This window comes from Sphingobacterium sp. NGMCC 1.201703 (assembly GCF_047784615.1).
In the GTDB taxonomy this organism is placed as follows: domain Bacteria; phylum Bacteroidota; class Bacteroidia; order Sphingobacteriales; family Sphingobacteriaceae; genus Sphingobacterium.
Map to the genome: position 1 here is coordinate 198,934 of NZ_JBLOHD010000006.1, position 19,899 is coordinate 218,832.

The window sequence follows — 19,899 nt, forward strand, 5'->3', positions numbered from 1 at the left end:
TTATAACTATGTGTATTTTATTTAATTACACCTAATTCCTTACCTACTTTGGTGAAGGCGGCGATCGCTTTATCCAGGTGTGCGAGCTCATGTCCTGCAGAAATCTGAACACGGATACGGGCTTTTCCCTGAGGTACAACAGGATAGTAGAAGCCGATCACATAAATACCTTCTTCCAGCATCTTGGCAGCAAACTCTTGTGCAAGTTTCGCATCATAAAGCATCACAGGGACGATCGGGTGGAAACCTGGCTTGATATCAAATCCTGCCGCCGTCATTTTTTCACGGAAATATTTTGTGTTGGATTCTAGTTTATCACGCAACGCTGTTGTCTCGCTCAACATATCCAATACCGCAACAGAAGCACCTGCGATTGCCGGAGCTAATGTATTTGAGAATAAATACGGGCGTGAACGCTGACGTAACAAATCAATGATCTCTTTTTTACCGGAAGTAAAACCACCGGAGGCTCCGCCGAGGGCTTTACCTAAAGTTCCTGTAATAATATCTACACGATCGATCACGTTGAAAAGTTCATGTGTCCCGCGACCGGTAGCTCCAATGAAGCCCGTACAATGTGATTCGTCGATCATCACCAAAGCTTGGTATTTGTCGGCCAGGTCACAGATCTTGTCCAATGGCGCTACTGATCCGTCCATGGAGAAAGCTCCATCGGTCACGATGATTTTGTGTCTTGCTCCCGATGCTGCCTGCAGCTGTGCTTCCAGGTCTGCCATATCCGCATTTTTATAACGGAAACGTTGTGCTTTACATAAACGTACCCCATCAATGATCGAAGCGTGGTTCAATTCATCGGAAATAATTGCATCCTCAGCACCAAACAAAGGTTCGAAAACTCCACCATTGGCATCGAATGCCGCTGCATATAAAATTGTATCTTCTGTTCCTAAGAACTGGGAAATTTTTGCTTCTAATTCTTTATGCACATCTTGGGTACCACAGATAAAACGTACAGATGACATGCCATATCCGTGTGTATCAATCGCTTTCTTTGCAGCTTCGATTACTTTGGGGTGTGAGGACAGGCCCAAATAATTGTTCGCACAAAAATTGACAACTTCCTGTCCTGTGCTTACTTTGATGTCTGCTCCTTGTGGAGTAACGATCACCCGTTCTTGTTTATACAATCCCGCTTCTTTGATTGCTTCCAATTCTTTTTCTAAAACTGGTTGTAATGTATTGTACATAATTTGATTTTATTTTTTTATACAATATTACAGTTTTTCTTTGGTGGAAACAGCCTGTTTATTGAGAATTCACCTCAAATCAATGTTTTGATAACATTAAACCGTTTGCACAAATTACATTCTGCATTGATTTCTTTCCTTTCGCAACGAAAAATGGAACTATTATGCGGGGATAACGAGCAAACTGCATTGGATCATTGGCAGCATAAAAACAACCTGTTTGCAACGCGACAACTTAAAAGTATGGGCCTAGCCCGGAATTATGCGCAGCCGAGGAAAGCCCTGCCCCTGACCTGTTAGGTTTGGACTTTTGTTTTCTGCTTGTGTGAATTATATGGTGGATAATGCCGGTTTTGTCTATTCGTAACGAAGTGCGTCGACAGGATCCAATTTCGACGCTTTGGAAGCCGGATAATAACCGGATAGCATCCCCACGAGACCACAAACTGCAAATCCGAGAATAATGGCTGCCCAGGGGATAATAAAAGATGTCCCCAGTTGCAGGGCCAATAAATTACCGATCAGGATTCCGATAAATATTCCTGCAACACCGCCCATCATACAGATGACGATGGCCTCCATCAGAAATTGCTTGCGGATCACACTTGGTGTCGCCCCGATCGCCTTGCGGATACCAATTTCTCGCGTCCGCTCGGTAACCGATACCAACATGATATTCATCAACCCGATGGATGCGCCAACAAGGGTAATAAAAGCAATCACGACAGCTCCCAGGGTTACCATGGCCATATTCTGCATCAGCATCTGTGCGACAGCATCGGATTTGGTAATCTCAAAATCGTTGGTCTGTCTGGCGGATAGACCACGAATATTTCGAAAAACAATGGAGGCCTCTCCAATTGCTGCTTCCAAGCGCATTGGATCATTAGAAGAGACGGTGATCACATAGGATGGCTCCACCACTTGCATCACCGACCGGGCTTTCACCAAGGGTATAAAGCAAGCTCTATCCCCACCCATCCCTGCAGAAGAACCCTTGCTTTTTAGCACTCCGATTACTTGGTATCGGATATTATTGACCGTAATAAACTGCCCGACCGGATCTATGATTTCTCCAAAAAGTGTTTTACTGACCTCGCTACCAATAATAATCACTGCGCCACCCGTCGCTACATCTCGAGCAGAAAAGTTGCGTCCTTCGCTGACCACATAACCTGATGTCTGAAGATAATTTTCGTCGGTCCCGATGAGGCCAATATTGGGATTGGTCTTTTTGGATTGAAATTTTACCGTTGAATTCCAGGTTACATTGGCACTGATGGAGGTCGTTGCGTTAAAATGAAAGTTCTGCTTGAACCTTGCCGCCTGCGCATAGGTAATATTGGCAAATACTTTCGACCGGGTGCCGCCGGTACCGATCTGTACATTCAGTCCCCGGTTGCGGATATTGAATGAATTGGAGCCCATCGAAGAAAAGGAATCCGTCAGCGAATTTTTCATGGCATCAATAGATGTCAATACACCAATCAAAGCCATCATCCCTATCGCAATGATCAATGCCGTTAAAAATGTCCGCAACTTATTGCCTACGATAGATTGCAGCGCAAGTTTGACATTTTCAACATAAGACATTTTTACGGACATACGGCGATTTTTATAATTTGCAGATGAAAATACTGTTATTCCTGCACAAAACCAAAAGGCAATTTATCCTAATGGAATAAATTGCCTTTTTATAACAGATCATTGCCATCAAGAAGGTTTGTATTGATCTGCTATAGCTTTTGATATGAATCGCTTTCGCTATCCATTTGTCTGTCATTTGATCCTTTTCCAGGTTTCAGTCCGGCCCAATAAGCTGACGCCAACGTAACCGCGTATATCAAGTTTATCGCCTTTTAACGTCATTTTACAGCTGTAGGTCTTTCCTGTTTTTGGATCATAGATTTTTCCATCTTCATAGGTATTTCCATCTTTTGCAAAATTGGTCAGGATCTCCAAGCCCTGGACAGCTCTAGCCTGAAGTGCTTTATCCGGATTTTTTACGTCTTTCTTGGGCTGGCCCGATTCATTGTTCGGAAATTTAAGCCAATAGAGTTTACCGAAAAATTTATCCCCTTTTTTATAAATTTCCACACGCCCCTCGCCACTTGGGTTTTCCCATTTTCCGATAATCGGATCTGTTTGTGCAAACAATGTTACTGTAGCTAGTAACATGATGAATGACATCATAATTTTCTTCATTGGTTTACTATTTATAAGTGATAACTAATTATAAGTGATAACTAAAAATGATCGCTGCTATCTCATTTATTAACATGAATAAATATACAAAATATTTACTATGCTTGCATATATTTATTTGTCGTGTTTTCGATTTATTTAAATAGACGCTTAGATTCATTGTTGGTTTAATGAACTAGATCTAACAAAAATCTGAACAGCGAGTACACGAAGACCTATTTATCAACAAGCATCTATTAAATTTTGGCATCGCGTTTGCACGATAGTTTTTATATTATTACTTTATTCACAGTTTATAAATTAGCGCATATTATGAAATTTATTATTAGTCTTTTACTCACCGGAGTTGTCGTCGCAGTCGCTTGCTGGCTCATACCGGGAGCCCAAGTTGCCGGTTTTGGCTGGGCTATCGTCACAGGATTGGTCATTGGATTTGTCAACGCTACTGTAGGTTCCATCTTGAGGCTGTTCACCTTTCCTCTGAACTGGCTAACACTGGGTCTGGTTTCTTTTATTATCACTGTCCTTATGGTCTTACTTTCAGATTCACTGCTTGGAGACAAGTTTAATGTGGATGGATTCTGGACTGCGGCCTTATTTGCCATCGTTGTTGCTATATTGGAAATGATCATCGGCAGCACTTCAAAAGACTAAAATTAGATTTACCGCATATAGAAACGGCTGTTTTTCGATTTGAAAAACAGCCGTTTTTGTTTGAGCGTTCGGGGAATCCACGGAGAGTGCTTTTTATTAAAGTCCGCCTCGCTTTTTAAGCTTAAAATCGCTAAATTTATAGTATTTAAATAGATCCCTCAATATATGTGCGAACACAATCACGAGCATAGCCATACAGAAAAAGAGACCCCCTGGTGGATTTCGCAACGCAAACTCCTTATTGCACTTCTCCTATTGATCAGCCTGCTGATACTCAAATACGCATTTAAGATCAGCCCTCCATTTTATGCTTCGCTCCTTCTAAACGGGATTGCTTACTTATTAGCCGGCATTCCAGTTCTCCAAATGGCTTTTCGAAAGGCCAAACGTGGCGATTTTTTTAACGAGTTCTTTCTGATGAGTGTCGCGACGCTAGGCGCTTTTGCCATAGGCGAATTTGAAGAAGGCGTCGCAGTAATGGTATTCTATCAGATCGGTGAATGGTTTCAGGACACGGCGGTAGACAATGCAAAAAAATCCATCAAATCACTGCTGGATATCCGCCCGGATAAAGTCACCGTCCTACGTGATAGGGAACAAATAGACGTCAATCCGAAGACGGTCGGAATTGGTGAAGTCATTCTCGTCAAAGCCGGTGAAAAAGTGGCTTTGGATGGCAAACTGGTCAATGAAAGGGCAGCATTCAATACCGCAGCGCTTACAGGGGAAAGCAAACCAGACACCAAATATAAGGGCGAGGCTGTTTTTGCCGGCATGATAAATCTGGAGACCGTTTCCCAAATCACTGTAAGTAGCTCGTTTCAGGACAGCAAATTGAGCAAAATATTGGAGATGGTGCAGGATGCTACTGCGCGAAAATCCAAAACACAGCTATTTATCTCAAAGTTTGCAAAAATCTATGTTCCGATTATCTTCGCGCTGGCGCTTCTGGTACTTATCATCCCCCTATTTGTTGTTAATGACTATAGCTTTCGAGACTGGTTTTACCGCAGCTTGGTCTTTTTGGTCATCAGTTGCCCTTGTGCATTAGTCGTTTCGATCCCCTTAGGTTACTTCGGCGGAATAGGATTGGCCTCCAGAAATGGCATATTATTCAAGGGGGGCAATTTTCTCGATGCCATCACTGCTGTTGACACCATCGTTATGGACAAAACGGGTACCCTCACCGAAGGAGTCTTTGAAGTAAAAGAGGTCAAAGCCGTCAATGGGCAAACGGCAACATTGCTGGATTACGCCACAGCCATTGAGTCAAATTCTACCCATCCTATTGCCAAGGCAATTGCCAACTACCATCCCGGAAATGCTTCCTTTACAACGGAAGAGATAGAAGAAATCGCGGGACATGGCCTCAAAGCCAAGGTCAACAATAAGCTTGTCCTAGCGGGCAATACGAAGCTGATGGACAAGTTTGGCATTCCGTATCCGGAAGAAATAAAGCAAATTGTTTATTCCATTGTAGTCATAGCAATAGAGAATCAATATGTGGGCTACATTACTGTTGCTGATCGAAATAAGCCAGGGGCAAAAGAGGTTATTTCCGCTATGCGGACACAGGGCCTATACACAGTCATGTTGTCCGGCGATAAGCAGGCTGTAGTAAACGAGATTGCAAAGGAGCTGGGGGTTGACCAAGCTTATGGTGACCTTTTACCAGAAGACAAAGTGAAGCATGTGCAGGGACTGATCAACGAAGGGCGAAATGTTGCTTTCGCCGGGGATGGCGTCAATGATGCTCCTGTCGTCGCGCTAGCGCAGGTAGGTATAGCAATGGGAGGTTTAGGAGCAGATGCAACCATTGAAACGGCGGATGTCGTGATACAGAATGATGAACCCCATAAAATTTTATCTGCGATCAAAATCGGCAAAATTACCCGCAATATTGTCTGGCAAAACGTGATCCTGGCGATGGGTATAAAAATAATTGTTTTGATCTTGGGCGCCGGAGGGGTTGCAACACTCTGGGAGGCTGTTATCGCCGATGTTGGGGTAGCACTCCTGGCGATCCTAAATGCAATCCGTATCCAAAATAAAACGGTGTAAAGAAATTGTTCTACAAGAGAGCTGGATAAACAACAAGCGGCTGACATTGAAAAATTCAGCCGCTTGTTGTTTATGTAAGGATATCCCTATTGTTAAATGTCAGGTATGCTTCGTTCGTCCTAATCGCGCCAAGATTTATAGGTATTGATCAGGCCATTGGTAGAAGAATCATGGCTACTGATGGGATTATTGTCACCCAATTCAGGCAAAATCTTGTTGGCAAGCTGTTTACCAAGTTCAACACCCCATTGGTCAAAACTGTAGATATTCCAGATGACTCCCTGCACAAAAATTTTGTGTTCGTACAATGCAATAAGTCGGCCTAATGTACGTGGTGTCATTTTTTTCAATAAAATAGAATTTGTCGGCCGATTGCCTTCAAATACCTTATAGGCTTTCAATTCTTCCACCTCTTCTTTCGACTTACCTGCTTTTTGCAGTTCCGCAACAACCTCTTCCTCGGTTTTACCATTCATCAGCGCCTCAGTCTGTGCAAAGAAATTAGATAATAAAAGCTGATGATGATTACCGATCGGATTCAGGCTATTCGCTGGTGCAATAAAATCACATGGGATCAATTTTGTGCCTTGGTGGATCAATTGGTAAAAAGCATGTTGACCGTTTGTCCCGGGCTCACCCCAAATGATCGGTCCAGTCTGATAATCTACACGCTCTCCATTCCGGTCTATATATTTTCCGTTGCTCTCCATATCTCCTTGTTGGAAATAAGCCGCAAAACGATGCAGGTACTGATCGTAAGGAAGGATTGCATGGCTCTCGGCTTCAAAGAAATTATTATACCATATACCTAATAAGGCCAATATCACTGGAATATTTTCCTCAAAGGCGCTGGTCCTGAAATGCTCATCGGCATCATATGCCCCCTTGAGAAGCTCTTCAAAATTATCAAAGCCGATCGCTAGGCTAATGGAAAGTCCAATTGCAGACCATAGGGAATAACGTCCACCAACCCAATCCCAAAATTCGAACATATTTTGCGGGTCTATTCCAAAAGCCTTCACAGCCTCCGTATTGGTGCTCAATGCGGCAAAGTGTTTAGCAACATCATCCTGACCAGCCCCGCCCTTCAAAAACCAATCCTTGGCTGTGTGTGCATTGGCCATGGTCTCTTGCGTGGTAAATGTTTTGGATGCAATCAGAAACAAGGTTGTCTCTGGATCAACTGCTTTTAGGGTTTCGGCAATATGTGTTCCGTCTACATTGGAGACAAAGTGCACATTCAGTCTGGTCTTGTAAGCTTTTAAAGCTTCGGTAACCATTACAGGTCCCAGATCGGACCCCCCAATACCGATATTGACCACATCTGTGATCTCCTTGCCTGAATAACCTTTCCATTCGCCAGAGAGAACCTTTTCTGTGAAAGCTTTCACTTGAGCCAGCACGTTTCTAACAGCGGGCATCACATCTTTTCCGTCAACGAAGACTGGTTGGTCGGATTGATTTCTCAATGCCGTATGCAGAACGGGCCTGTTTTCGGTCACATTAATCCTTTCGCCGGCAAACATGGCTGCTATCGCTTCAGTTAGCTGACATTCCTTGGCCAACTGGATCAGCAGTGCCATTGTCTCCTCGTTTACACGATTTTTAGAATAGTCTAAGAGAATATCCTCAAAAAGAATTGAAAATTTCTCAAATCGCTGTGGATCTGCTGCAAAAAGCTCACGTAGGTCCTGCTGATTGATATCAATATAATGATCTACCAGATATTGGTAGGCTTTGGTTGTCGTAAAATTAATTTTTGGAAACATACTGTTTTTGTTGAAATTATTTGTTTTAAAATGCGAATAAAAACCTTCGGTATTTTTTCATTCCCCCCGGCACAGATCGTTCAGTGAAGGTTGATGCAATTGATGATACCAAAACTAAAAAAAAAAGGTCAAATATTTGTATGTCTTCGCTATTCCCGATACAGCGATCAATAAGCCCGTTAAATGCCACAGCTAAATTTGGTGTTGGCGACGAATTTATTACCGAAAAATTTATACATTAGCAGATATGACAAAAGAACAAATTCAAGACTTGAGGGATCGTGTTACTTCCCTGAGGAGGCATCTTTGACATCGATGTCCGCAAAGAAGAAATAGAAAGAGATCAAGCGCTTACCTTAGAGGCGACCTTCTGGGATGACTCCAAAGCTGCAGAAAAAATACTGCAGGCCATCAAAAACCAGAAAGTATGGACAGATCATTTTGACGCGGTAGCCGCTGCGGTTGAAGATACCTATGTGATGTACGAGTTTTTTCAGTCCGGAGATGCAAGCGAAAAGGAACTGGACGATCAGTATAAGCTTGCATTGGCAGAGGTCGAAGAACTGGAATTCAAAAATATGCTCAGTGCAGAGGAGGATCAGCTGGATGCGATCTTACAGATCACCGCGGGAGCGGGAGGTACAGAAAGCTGTGACTGGGCTGCCATGTTGATGCGCATGTATATCATGTGGGGCGAAAAAAATGGGTATAAAGTCACCGAGCAGGATTCTCAGGAGGGAGATGTTGCGGGAATCAAAAGTGTAACGCTGCAGCTTTCCGGAGATTTTGCCTACGGCTACCTGAAAGGTGAAAACGGTGTACATCGACTGGTTCGCATTTCGCCTTTTGACTCCAATGCAAAACGACATACCTCTTTTGCCTCAGTTTATGTTTATCCGCTGATTGACGACAATATCGAAATAGACGTCAAAGACTCAGAGATTGAATGGGATACTTTCCGTTCGGGCGGTGCGGGCGGCCAAAATGTAAACAAAGTAGAAACGGCGGTCCGACTGCATCATAAACCCACGGGAATTATTATAAAAAATCAGGAAACAAGGTCGCAATTGCAAAATAAGGAAAATGCCTTACGCCTATTGAAATCGCAATTATACGAGATCGAAATGCGCAAAAGGCAAGAAGCCACTGCAGCAATTGAAGGAAATAAGAAGAAAATAGAATGGGGATCGCAAATTCGTAACTATGTCTTACACCCTTACAAATTGATCAAGGATTTACGCACAAATTATGAAACATCAAATACCCAAGCCGTATTGGATGGGGACCTCAATGATTTCTTAAAAAATTATTTAATGGAATTTGGCGGTTAACCTATCGCGAAAAATCCATCAAGTTAAAGGGGGTATCAGTCAGGTCTGATCCCCCTTTTTTCATGCAAACCACTGCCTTTTTTCGGATACATTCTCAGCACTACACTGTCAAGTTCTCTTAACAAAATCCCTGAAAACGTTAAAAAATCTTAAATGTCCACCTGTGGCATAGCCTACTATTTTTTGGGTTAATCGAAAACTATCACATATAAAACAAATTGAATATCAGTACATTACAAAGAAACATAATGTATCAAGAACGTTACAAATAGCTAATTGTCTCAATTTTTGGCACAAAATAAAGGCATGTATTTTGCGTTTATGGATTCGTAATATTTTCATTACAAAAGGCTCCTTGTTTGAGTCCGCTAAAAAATAAAAAAGAAGAATGCATATCTAAAAATAGAACGGCTATGAATTACATGAAAGAAAACTCAATCGTATCGGCGCAGATGACTAAACAATGGAAACCTGCCATGTACGACGTAAATGAAGAACAGCAGCAATCTGAGACGGCAGTAGATAAAGTCGAAGAAAGCAATTTTGGAACAAAAGAATACTTGATTTTTGGAGCGACATTTTTTACGCTATTTGCATCAGTCTTTGGTGTATATATGCTCCAGCCAGATTTTGACGCCTTACGTTTTCAACGTTTAGACAGTATTTGGGGAACATTTTTAATTGGCTTGGGTATATTTTTGGCGGTTGTCGCAATTAGCTTTTTACTATTTTTAGTTGTACTCCATCGCAAATATAAGCCGATTGCCTCGGTCTCAGATGAGGAACTGCCGACCTGTACGATAATCGTGCCGGCTTATAATGAAGGACAATTGGTTTACGATACCTTGCATAGTTTGGCAAGTAGCGATTATCCGGAAAAGAAACTGCAGATTATCGCCATTGATGACGGAAGTAAGGATAACACCTTCGCGTGGATCCAACGTGCTAAAATGGAGTTAGGCGATCGTATAGAGATCTACCAACAACCCAAAAATATGGGTAAACGCCATGCACTATACCGTGGTTTTAAATTAGGTACAGGTGAGGTATTTATCACAGTGGATAGTGACTCTGTGGTCAATAAAGATACTATTCGTAACATGGCCAGCCCATTTGTAACCAATGAGGAATGTGGAGCTGTAGCGGGTAACGTGCGGGTACTGAACAATAAAAAGGCTATTATACCACGTATGCTGAATGTGAGCTTCGTGTTCAGTTTTGAATTTGTACGTTCGGCTCAGAGCATGTTGGGCACCGTTATGTGTACCCCAGGCGCATTATCCGGATACCGCAGGGAAGCTGTGCAGAACTGTCTTGAAGACTGGGTCAACCAAACGTTTATGGGACAACCGTCAGATATTGGTGAAGACCGTGCCATGACCAATATGATCTTGAAACAGGGATATCATGTATTGTTTCAGTCCAACGCTTTAGTGTATACTGATACACCTGTACGCTATAGGAACTTATATAAAATGTTTATCCGTTGGGAACGAAGCAATGTGCGTGAAAACATTATGATGAGCCAGTTTGCCTTTAAGAATTTCCGTCAAGGACCAAAATGGGGCGCACGTATCCTATTGATCATGCAATGGCAAAAAGTGCTACTTTCCTACCCCATGATGTTGCTGATGCTTTGGACGGTATTTCACTATCCGTTGATGTTCTTAAGTTCGACTTTGGTAGGGATCCTTATTTTTTCAAGTATTCAGGCTTATTTCTTTGCATCTAAAAACTCCAATGCAAAAGAGGCCTTCTGGGCATATAGCTACAGTATATTCTACGCGTTTAGTTTATTTTGGATCACGCCGTACGCCATCGCTACTGCTGGGCGTAGAGGTTGGTTGACGAGGGGGTAATTTCGATGTAAAGAATGTATCTTTACTTTAAATATAAATATGACAGACTTTCAGATAAAAAAAATTGCCATCATTGGTCAGGGTTATGTGGGATTGCCTTTAGCAATAGCTTTCTCTGAATTCTTTCCAGTGATCGGCTTCGATATCAACAAAACACGTATTAACGAACTTAAGGCCGGCGTAGACCGTACATTGGAGACTCCTGAAGATGAGCTCATACGTGCGCGGAATTTATTTACAGCATCGGAACAGCGCAAAGGGTACGACGCAAGTGCAGACGTTCAAGATATCGCCGATGCCAATGTATATATTGTCACTGTACCGACACCGATAGATCGTTATAACTCACCGGACTTGTCGCCACTGTTGGCGGCTTCCAAAATGATCGGAGAACTCCTAAAACCGGGTGATCTGGTTATTTATGAATCCACCGTATACCCGGGTTGTACGGAAGAAGAGTGTATTCCGGTTTTAGAAAAGAACTCAGGATTGAAATTTAATCAGGACTTCTTTGTTGGATATTCCCCTGAGCGTATAAATCCTGGCGATAAGGTGAATTCGTTGCAAAAAGTGATGAAAGTAACTTCAGGTAGTACTGCTGCCGCGGGACTTGTGGTGGATGGTCTTTATAAAAAAATTATTCATGCGGGCACGCACCTGGCACCATCAATCAAAGTCGCCGAAGCAGCAAAAGTGATTGAGAATGCACAACGCGATGTCAATATCTCTTTTATGAATGAACTGGCCCTAATCTTTGACCGCGTGGGCATAGATACACAGGATGTTCTCGATGCTGCTGGGACAAAGTATAATTTTCTCCGTTTCAAACCCGGTTTGGTTGGTGGACATTGTATTTCGGTAGATCCCTATTATCTGGCTCAAAAGGCAACACAATTAGGCTATCATCCCCATGTCATCCTTTCCGGTCGGGAAGTCAATGACCAAGTTGCTTCTTTTATTGCCTCGAAGGTCGTCAAATTGATGATTCAGAAAAACATCAAATTTGATGGCGCCAAAGCTTTGGTATTGGGCGTTACTTTTAAAGAAAACTGTCCTGATATCCGCAATAGTAAGGTGGTTGACATGATTCAGGATTTGAAAGAATTTGGTCTGGAGGTTGATATTTATGATCCGTGGGTAAACCCTGATGAATTAAAAAAACATTTTGGTCTGGATTTACTAAAAACTCTCCCCCAGACAGGCGATTATGATAGTATCATCCTTGCTGTTGGACATCGGGAGTTTTTACAGCTTGACCTCAAAAATTTAAAAAAGAATCCATCCGTAGTATTCGATATCAAAGGAATACTGGATCGAAAATTGGTAGACGCTCGCTTGTAGCACCGTATATTTTTAGCATATTTTCTGACAACATTCTTCTAAACAGTCAGTTTTCTCTTTAATTAACGAGAAAACTGACTGTTTTTGTTATAAATACAGGTTATGCAATCGTTTGTTTTAAAAAATAGCATCAAATCTTTTGTTTTTAATATTAACTTAACACCACAATTATAAATTTGACCTCATTAAACTAAGAGATATTTAGCACAAATTGCGGTACCTATGGAACAGTTAGACGACACCGAGCTATTCACTAGAATTCAAGCGGATGACCGTTATGCTTTTTCTGAATTAGTCAATCGCTATTCAGACATTCTTTTCCGTTTCATTCAGCGCCGTGTTTCCTGTATTGAAGACAGCGAAGATATTTTGCAGGAAGTATTTGTTTCACTGTGGAATCAGCGTCTTCATATTACCATAGCCTACTCGCTATATCCGTACCTATTTCAAACCGCTAAGTATAAGATTATCGACTGGACAATAAATGAACAAAAGAAAATTGTCCGTGCCGAAAAACTATTGGCAAATTTCCAAGGTGAATCGACATCGCCAACATCCGAAGAGGAGCTCCTGGCAAAAGAATTAGCCCAATTGATCGACACAGAAATAGAAAAAATGCCAAGCACAATGAAATCGGCATTTTCACTCAGCCGAAAGGAGGCGATGTCCATCAAAGATATTGCGTCGGAATTAGCCCTATCCGAGCAAACCGTCAAAAACAATATTTCATTAGCCCTCGGGTGGCTTAGACTTCGCTTCAAATAACGAATAAAAAAAATATCTACCTAATTTACAGTAACTTAAATTATTTCTATAATTTTCTTCGGTACTATTATTCCCCTATGCAGATTATAGGTCTGTATGAAGGAACAAGAATCGTCAGATCAAGCTAAAGCTTTGCTCAAAAAATATCTGGAAGGTCAGTGTACGCCAAAGGAAGAACAACAGGTTCTTCACTGGTTTTATACGCAGGATCATCCCGAGGAGGAGCCGTTAACGAAGGAATACCGCGCGGGGTTAGCACCACGTCTCAATACCAAACTGGAGGAGCAACTATTTGGTGAATCTACCCCTACCGTCAGCCGTCCCCTCTGGTTTCGTTCCAAATGGATGGTGGCAGCAATGCTGATTGCTATTTCGGGCTTTAGTCTATGGATGTATAACAGATTTTCACCGTCCGATCAAAAGCTGCAGGAACTAGCCGCGGAGGTGCCTTCACATGACAAGACCTTTCACAACGATATCCTGCCCGGAGGGCATTATGCCAAAATCATAACAGCAAAAGGGGAAGAACATACCCTAGCCGACCCGTTCGTTCAGCGGCTTGAACAATCATCCGATCAACAGGGTAAGAATTTTCTTGTTGATGTTCCTAAAGCTGGTTCTTATATGGTTATTCTTGAAGATGGCACAAAAGTATGGTTGAATGCTTCCACAAAATTGTCGTATCCCACACATTTCGAGTCCGATCAACGTCAAGTTGCTTTAACGGGAGAAGCGTATTTTGAGGTAGCAAAAGATGCAAACAGACCTTTCCGGATCAATGCCAACGGTACCACAATTGAAGTCCTCGGGACAACTTTTAATGTCAATGCCTATCACGAGGAGGTCGCCACATCTTTAGTGGAAGGTAGCGTGAAAGTCCGCAAGGAGGGTAAGCAAATTATTATTAAGCCCGGTCAACAGGCAACCACATCACTGACAAACGATATCAAAGTCACCACAACGGACCTGACTAAAAATACCGCTTGGCAACGGGATGAATTTTATTTCGATGGCAGCAATTTTAGTGATATTTCGCTTCAGATCGCCCGATGGTATAATGTTGAGTTTGAAAATATAGAAACAATTGGCACAAATTCGACTTACAAAGGCTCCATCAGTAGAAATAGTAGACTTTCAGAAGTATTGCAGATCCTGGCTCTGGCCACGGGGCGAAAATTTGACATTATCGGACGAAAGGTTATAATACAATGAGATTAATTACCCAAATATTAAACGGCCTATGGTATAGACATCAACTTTAGCTCCTTGCGGTTAACAAAAAAGGGGATGTTGACGCATCCCCGGTTAAATTCAAGGCTTATTTTACTGATTACCAACAGAAATTTTAAAACCTTAAAAATCATTCTAATTTATGAATTTTTTTTCTCCATTAAAAAGGCAGGAGAAAGATCGGGGATTCCGTATCCCTCCAGCCTTTAAAACTTTATGTATGATAAAGTTAAGCACCCTTTCCTTGCTTTCCCTCGCACTTGGAGCCCATGCTTCGGGAACAGCACAGACTGTCAATCTTTCTTTGAAAAAAGTACGGATAGAGAAAGTTTTGCAAGAAATTTCAAAACAAACTGACCTCCGCTTTTTCTATGACGAAAAACTATTGAACAGTTTGCAGCCTGTAAGTATCCAAATGGATCACGGCCCTATACAACAGGCCCTATCCAAGGTTCTTAAAGGTCAGAACCTGACGTATCAGATTCTTAACAACACGATCGTCATTTCAGAAAAACAACGCACAGATATCGAAATAACAGGTACTGTACGTAGTACAGAATCTGCCCTGGCCGGTGTTACCGTATCTGTTGAGGGGCATACTACACTTTCGACGAAAACCGATGCCAATGGTCAGTTTAAACTCCGTGTACCGGAAAACGCTGTATTGGTATTTCAATATATGGGATATACCACAGCGCGTGTGCAGATAGGAAGTCAACGTACAGTCAACGTGACCCTACAGGCGAGCAACTCACAGTTGGATGAGGTTGTTGTTGTCGGCTACGGTACGCAGCGAAAAGTGAACCTAACGGGGGCTGTTGATATGATCTCTTCAAAACAACTGGAAAGCCGTCCGATAGCAAATCTCGGCGCTGGACTGCAAGGGTTAATCCCCAACTTGAATATCACGACTTCCAATGGCCGTGCATCTACAAATCCCGAATTTAACGTACGCGGATTTACCAGTCTAAATGGTGGTGCACCGTTAATTTTGGTCGATAATATCCCCTACTCTCCGGATGAAGTTGCACGTATCAACCCGAATGATGTCGAGTCCGTGTCCGTACTGAAAGATGCTGCTTCAGCTGCTATTTATGGAGCCCGTGGTGGTTTTGGGGTGGTATTAATCACCACAAAAAAAGCCAAGAGCGGTCAGCTCGATGTGAATTTCAGCAGCAATGTCGGCTATAGAACTCTAGGTAAGCTACCCGAATTCATTACTGACCCTTACGAAGTAATGGCCATTAAACACGAAGCAGGAAAACCTTTATACAACTCGTATCCGGAATCTGCACGTGAATATGCAAAAAAACGTTCGTTGGACCCTTCATTACCTGCGGTAACACTATCTGATAATGGCCAGGACTGGGTGTATACAGGTAGCACGGATTGGCTGAAAGAGGCCTACAATAAAACTGCCCCAACCTATAATGCCAACTTAAGTATTGCCAAAAAGTCGGATAAAATCGGCTATTACCTCTCCAGTGATTACTATAGACAAGATGGGCTTTTAAAATATGGAAACGATGTTTACAAACGTTACAATGTCAGAGGAAAGGTAGATTTTGATGTCACTGACTGGCTACAGGTATCTAATAATACATTGCTCACCAGTATGAATTATGATACCCCTGTTGTTCTGGATGCCGGCGACAGCTTTTTTTGGAGGGTCAACCGGACCAACTCGCTCGATGTACCCCGAAATCCAGATGGTAGCTGGACAAGAGCCGGTGCGCAGGTATTAGGTTCATTACAAGAAGGTGGGCGTAATGATAATCGTATCAACGAATTTGTAACCACATTCTCCGCAAAGGCTGCGTTGATCAAAGGGATCTGGGACTTAAATGCCGATGCAACTTTCAGACGTAGTTCAGGATTAAAAAGATCATATGATGTTCCTTCGAAGTACAAAACGGGACCAGAGGCTATTCTAACGCCAACATTTTCGAATACCTATGCAAGAAATGAGAATGATCTCACCCGATATAATGTCTATAATATCTACACTGATTTTCATAAAAATTTTGGGGATCATTATTTACAGGCACTTGCAGGTTATAACCAGGAGTACAACTACAATAACTACAATTACATACAGGCATTAAATCTAATTTCCACAACAGTGCCTTCTATCGGGAGTGCGACGGGAAATATCTCAAAAGATGAACGTATTAAAGACTGGGCAGTACAGGGTATATTTGCCCGCGTCAGCTATAGTTATAAAGATAAATATCTGGCGGAATTCAATGGTCGATTTGATGGTTCGTCCCGTTTTCCGAAGAATAACAGATGGGGATTCTTTCCTTCGGCCTCTGCTGGATGGGTAATCTCCAAGGAGAATTTTTTCGAACCGGTGAAAAATACGCTGGCAATGGATTTCCTAAAAATCAGGGGTTCTTATGGATCTTTGGGCAACCAATTGTTCAGATATGATTCTGATTTCCCTTATTACGATGCCTATCCGTATATGCCAATTATGGACAATAAACTAGCCGACTACATTCTGGGGAATGGTAAACCACCGGCTGTCTATGCTCCGCGGGCTGTTTCGGATAATTTCACTTGGGAGACAATCCAAACGGTCAATGCGGGTATTGATATGGGATTTTTCAATAACAAGCTCGGCGTTAACTTTGATAAATATACCCGTTATACCAAGGATATGTTGGTACCGGGCAAAGAATTGCCTGGGCCTTTTGGTGCAAAGATTCCCGTACAAAATGCCGGTGACCTAAAAACAAAAGGCTGGGAGTTGCGTTTGAGCTGGCGTGACAGCAAGGAACTAAGCGGTTCTCCATTCTGGTATAATGTCGCCTTTACACTGGCGGATAGCCGTTCATGGATCACGCGTTTTGATAATCCGACAAAATCCCTGGGCGATCAATGGGACAGACATTATGTAGGGAAGGAAATTGGTGAAATCTGGGGTGCGGACATCGTTGGTTTTTTTGAAGATGATGCTGCCGCTGCTGCCTCCAAACAGTCTGCCATGGGAACGGATGATCAATCTTATAAGTTCTATGCCGGTGATCCTATCTTTGCTGACCTAAATGGGGATGGCAAAGTGGATATGGGCAAAAAGACGGTGGATGACGCCGGCGATATGCATATTGTTGGCAATAACAGTGCAAGACTACCTTATAGTTTGGATCTCTCCACAGGATGGAAAGGCTTTGATTTACGCGTATTCTTACAGGGTATAGGTAAGCGTGACTGGTATCCAGGAGCTTCCAACATCTACTTCTGGGGTGTCTATGCTCAACCTTGGACAAATCCAACGGTACAAAATGGCGATCATTGGAAATCTAAAGACGAAATTGGCTACTTCCCTGCTGTGCGTGCTTACTCTGCCGAAGATAATTATCAACAGCTCGGTATTCCAAACAAACGTTATATGCAGAATGGTGCTTATATGCGGGTAAAAAATCTTACTCTTGGCTATACGCTACCAGAATCTGTATTACAACGTATCAAATTGCGAAAAGTACGTTTCTTCTTCAGTGCAGAAAACGTTTTTGAGATCTCTCATATTAAGGTGAAATTGGATCCGGAATCGATAGGATCAGGTAACAGGGCGCAAGCTGCATATCCATTCCAGCGGACGTATACATTTGGTCTGAATGTAAATCTTTAATCTCTAAATCTAAAAAAATGAAACGCATCAATTATATCGCACTGGCCTCCCTTATCGCACTGGGGACATCCTGTAAAAAAGATTTTCTGGATCGCACCTCGGGATCGGCGATAACCAAAGAGGTCTTTTTTAATACAACCGAAGATCTGGCAATCTATACAAATGGCTTATACAAGCAAATGCGGGCCCAATATACAGATCTTTATTCGGACAACATTGCCTTGAGCAACAACGATCAAAACGCGGAAGTCAGAACATTATTGGCCGGCACGCTGACCCCCTCTACCGTCTCCGGATGGGATAAAGATACTTGGGCTCCCCTACGTGATGTAAATTATATGCTGGACAATGTGGGTAAAGTTGCTGGTGACCCTGCTGTTATTAATCATTATATCGGAGTTGCCCGTTTGCTTCGCGCAAACTTCTACTTTAAAATGGTGAAGAAATATGGTGATGTCCCTTGGTACTCCCATGTAATGGGTACATCATCCGAAGATCTTTACAAGGCAAAAGATCCCCGTACTGCAGTTGTCGACTCCCTCATGAAGGATCTTGAATTTGCGGCAGCCAATGTCCGTCCGGGTGGAGATAATAGTTATTTTACCAAATGGAGTGCTTTGACGTTATTGTCCCGTGTAGCCCTTCATGAAGGGACCTTCCGTAAATACCACACTGAATTAAATCTACAGAACACGGCCGCAACATTTTTGGAAAGAGCTGCATCGGCCTCGCAGGAAATCATCAATAACGGTGGGTTCTCCATATCAGGCAGCTCTGCTACGGACTATCGTGCGCTCTTTTCGAGCAATACACTCGCAGGAAACAAAGAGGTAATTTTCGTACAGAAAAACGGCCGCGATCTAGGGGTTGCCAACAATACACACACGGTATTGGACTGGCAATGGGCATTGAGTGCTGAACTGGCCGATGAATTCCTGATGAAAGACGGAACAACATTTACATCCAAAGCTGATTACAAAAAGAAAGCCTTTGTGGATCTATTTAAAGACCGTGATCCGCGTCTTGCCGAGACAATTATGCCTCCAGGATTCAGCAATAATGCTGCTGGGACGCCGTATATAACACGTCCGGATTTTGGGGGATTGCTTCAGATCAAATTCTATCCGCGTGACCCCGCTCTACGGGGTGGCTGGGAACTGAATTATACCGATTTGCCTATCATGCGCTATGCGGAGGTACTATTAATTAATGCAGAAGCAAAGGCGGAATTGGGAAAATTGACGCAAACTGATATTGATGCTACTGTGAACAAGATTCGCGCACGTGTAGGAATGCCTGCATTAAATCTTGCAGCCGCCAACGCAACGCCAGATGCTTATCTTGCAAATCAATACGCTTTAGTAACAGGTGCCAATAAAGGCGTGTTGTTAGAAATCCGTCGCGAACGCCGTGTAGAACTCGCTTGTGAAGGATTCCGTTTTGATGATCTTTACCGCTGGAAATCGGGCAACATACTCGCAAAGGCTCCAAGTGGCATGTACATCCCTAAGCTGGGACTTATTGATGTGAGCGGTGATGGTGTTGGGGATATTATCATCCTAAAAAAAGGAGATAACAGTCCGATAGCCGGTATTCCTGAAGACGATCTTAAAAAGATCCCTAAATTCTATGTCAATGATGGCATATTTTATCTGGAAAACGACAATTCAGGAAGAATCATGTTCATCGACGACAAAACAACCCGTCCAAGGAGTTTTAATGAGCAAAGATATTATTACTTCCCTATACCGATCGAGCAAACTGTTCTCAACAATAAGCTGAAACAGCCGAAAGGTTGGGAAGAATTTGACCTGTAAAAAAGCAACATTCATAACCTCGGTA

At 42.6% G+C, this 19,899-nt stretch carries 14 protein-coding genes; 10 read left to right on the top strand and 4 right to left on the bottom strand.

Annotated features, from left to right (window positions below; all coding sequences use genetic code 11):
• Nucleotides 1-17 precede the first annotated feature (17 nt).
• Nucleotides 18-1,208, bottom strand: coding sequence for a glycine C-acetyltransferase (gene kbl / locus ACK8HY_RS14415; RefSeq protein ID WP_416134063.1), 1,191 nt, complete (start codon nucleotides 1,206-1,208; stop codon nucleotides 18-20).
• 153 nt (nucleotides 1,209-1,361) lie between these two features.
• Between kbl and ACK8HY_RS14420 the strand changes: the two genes are divergently transcribed.
• Nucleotides 1,362-1,508, top strand: a complete 147-nt coding sequence (locus tag ACK8HY_RS14420; RefSeq protein ID WP_416134064.1) for a hypothetical protein — start codon at nucleotides 1,362-1,364, stop codon at nucleotides 1,506-1,508.
• A gap of 57 nt (nucleotides 1,509-1,565) precedes the next feature.
• Here ACK8HY_RS14420 and ACK8HY_RS14425 read toward each other — a convergent pair whose 3' ends face one another.
• Both ACK8HY_RS14425 and ACK8HY_RS14430 read right to left on the bottom strand, forming a co-directional pair.
• Nucleotides 1,566-2,813, bottom strand: a complete 1,248-nt coding sequence (locus ACK8HY_RS14425; RefSeq protein WP_077436758.1) for an ABC transporter permease — start codon at nucleotides 2,811-2,813, stop codon at nucleotides 1,566-1,568.
• Nucleotides 2,814-2,987: 174 nt separating this feature from the next.
• Nucleotides 2,988-3,413, bottom strand: a complete 426-nt coding sequence (locus ACK8HY_RS14430) for a DUF2147 domain-containing protein (protein ID WP_077436759.1) — start codon at nucleotides 3,411-3,413, stop codon at nucleotides 2,988-2,990.
• A gap of 312 nt (nucleotides 3,414-3,725) precedes the next feature.
• Here ACK8HY_RS14430 and ACK8HY_RS14435 point away from each other — a divergent pair, with 312 nt between their 5' ends.
• Together ACK8HY_RS14435 and ACK8HY_RS14440 are read left to right on the top strand one after the other, a co-directional pair.
• Nucleotides 3,726-4,067: a phage holin family protein gene (locus ACK8HY_RS14435; RefSeq protein ID WP_077436760.1), complete on the top strand. Its 342-nt coding sequence runs from the start codon at nucleotides 3,726-3,728 to the stop codon at nucleotides 4,065-4,067.
• A 165-nt stretch (nucleotides 4,068-4,232) separates the two neighbouring features.
• Nucleotides 4,233-6,128, top strand: coding sequence for a heavy metal translocating P-type ATPase (locus tag ACK8HY_RS14440; protein ID WP_416134065.1), 1,896 nt, complete (start codon nucleotides 4,233-4,235; stop codon nucleotides 6,126-6,128).
• Between the two features lie 119 nt (nucleotides 6,129-6,247).
• On the opposite strand, the gene pgi is transcribed toward ACK8HY_RS14440, so the two are convergent.
• Nucleotides 6,248-7,897, bottom strand: coding sequence for a glucose-6-phosphate isomerase (gene pgi, locus ACK8HY_RS14445; RefSeq protein ID WP_416134066.1), 1,650 nt, complete (start codon nucleotides 7,895-7,897; stop codon nucleotides 6,248-6,250).
• A gap of 247 nt (nucleotides 7,898-8,144) precedes the next feature.
• On the opposite strand from pgi, the gene prfB reads away from it, so the two are divergent.
• The 7 genes from prfB (at nucleotide 8,145) to ACK8HY_RS14480 (ending at nucleotide 19,874) form a co-directional block, all read left to right on the top strand.
• A protein-coding gene (gene prfB, locus ACK8HY_RS14450; protein WP_139351147.1) for a peptide chain release factor 2 occupies nucleotides 8,145-9,228 on the top strand; the annotation gives its coding sequence in 2 pieces (ribosomal slippage) (nucleotides 8,145-8,204 and nucleotides 8,206-9,228; 1,083 coding nt in all).
• Between the two features lie 413 nt (nucleotides 9,229-9,641).
• Nucleotides 9,642-11,087 carry a glycosyltransferase gene (locus ACK8HY_RS14455; RefSeq protein WP_416134067.1) on the top strand — a complete coding sequence of 482 codons (1,446 nt, stop codon included), beginning with the start codon at nucleotides 9,642-9,644 and terminating at the stop codon, nucleotides 11,085-11,087.
• 39 nt (nucleotides 11,088-11,126) lie between these two features.
• Nucleotides 11,127-12,428 (top strand): nucleotide sugar dehydrogenase, encoded by a 1,302-nt coding sequence (locus tag ACK8HY_RS14460; RefSeq protein ID WP_416134068.1) that lies wholly within the window; start codon nucleotides 11,127-11,129, stop codon nucleotides 12,426-12,428.
• Between the two features lie 222 nt (nucleotides 12,429-12,650).
• Nucleotides 12,651-13,193 carry an RNA polymerase sigma factor gene (locus ACK8HY_RS14465; protein ID WP_416134069.1) on the top strand — a complete coding sequence of 181 codons (543 nt, stop codon included), beginning with the start codon at nucleotides 12,651-12,653 and terminating at the stop codon, nucleotides 13,191-13,193.
• 96 nt (nucleotides 13,194-13,289) lie between these two features.
• Complete coding sequence (locus ACK8HY_RS14470) at nucleotides 13,290-14,405, top strand: FecR family protein (RefSeq protein ID WP_416134070.1); 1,116 nt, start codon at nucleotides 13,290-13,292, stop codon at nucleotides 14,403-14,405.
• A 238-nt stretch (nucleotides 14,406-14,643) separates the two neighbouring features.
• Nucleotides 14,644-18,057: a TonB-dependent receptor gene (locus ACK8HY_RS14475; RefSeq protein WP_416134071.1), complete on the top strand. Its 3,414-nt coding sequence runs from the start codon at nucleotides 14,644-14,646 to the stop codon at nucleotides 18,055-18,057.
• A 17-nt stretch (nucleotides 18,058-18,074) separates the two neighbouring features.
• Nucleotides 18,075-19,874: a RagB/SusD family nutrient uptake outer membrane protein gene (locus ACK8HY_RS14480; RefSeq protein WP_416134072.1), complete on the top strand. Its 1,800-nt coding sequence runs from the start codon at nucleotides 18,075-18,077 to the stop codon at nucleotides 19,872-19,874.
• The last annotated feature ends 25 nt before the right edge of the window (nucleotides 19,875-19,899 follow it).

What these genes read in the sequence shown, in the direction of transcription:
- kbl (WP_416134063.1), bottom strand. Translation starts at nt 1,208, where the DNA reads ATGTACAATACATTACAACCAGTTTTAGAAAAAGAATTGGAAGCAATC.
- ACK8HY_RS14420 (WP_416134064.1), top strand. Translation starts at nt 1,362, where the DNA reads ATGGAACTATTATGCGGGGATAACGAGCAAACTGCATTGGATCATTGG.
- ACK8HY_RS14425 (WP_077436758.1), bottom strand. Translation starts at nt 2,813, where the DNA reads ATGTCCGTAAAAATGTCTTATGTTGAAAATGTCAAACTTGCGCTGCAA.
- ACK8HY_RS14430 (WP_077436759.1), bottom strand. Translation starts at nt 3,413, where the DNA reads ATGAAGAAAATTATGATGTCATTCATCATGTTACTAGCTACAGTAACA.
- ACK8HY_RS14435 (WP_077436760.1), top strand. Translation starts at nt 3,726, where the DNA reads ATGAAATTTATTATTAGTCTTTTACTCACCGGAGTTGTCGTCGCAGTC.
- ACK8HY_RS14440 (WP_416134065.1), top strand. Translation starts at nt 4,233, where the DNA reads ATGTGCGAACACAATCACGAGCATAGCCATACAGAAAAAGAGACCCCC.
- pgi (WP_416134066.1), bottom strand. Translation starts at nt 7,897, where the DNA reads ATGTTTCCAAAAATTAATTTTACGACAACCAAAGCCTACCAATATCTG.
- ACK8HY_RS14455 (WP_416134067.1), top strand. Translation starts at nt 9,642, where the DNA reads ATGAATTACATGAAAGAAAACTCAATCGTATCGGCGCAGATGACTAAA.
- ACK8HY_RS14460 (WP_416134068.1), top strand. Translation starts at nt 11,127, where the DNA reads ATGACAGACTTTCAGATAAAAAAAATTGCCATCATTGGTCAGGGTTAT.
- ACK8HY_RS14465 (WP_416134069.1), top strand. Translation starts at nt 12,651, where the DNA reads ATGGAACAGTTAGACGACACCGAGCTATTCACTAGAATTCAAGCGGAT.
- ACK8HY_RS14470 (WP_416134070.1), top strand. Translation starts at nt 13,290, where the DNA reads ATGAAGGAACAAGAATCGTCAGATCAAGCTAAAGCTTTGCTCAAAAAA.
- ACK8HY_RS14475 (WP_416134071.1), top strand. Translation starts at nt 14,644, where the DNA reads ATGATAAAGTTAAGCACCCTTTCCTTGCTTTCCCTCGCACTTGGAGCC.
- ACK8HY_RS14480 (WP_416134072.1), top strand. Translation starts at nt 18,075, where the DNA reads ATGAAACGCATCAATTATATCGCACTGGCCTCCCTTATCGCACTGGGG.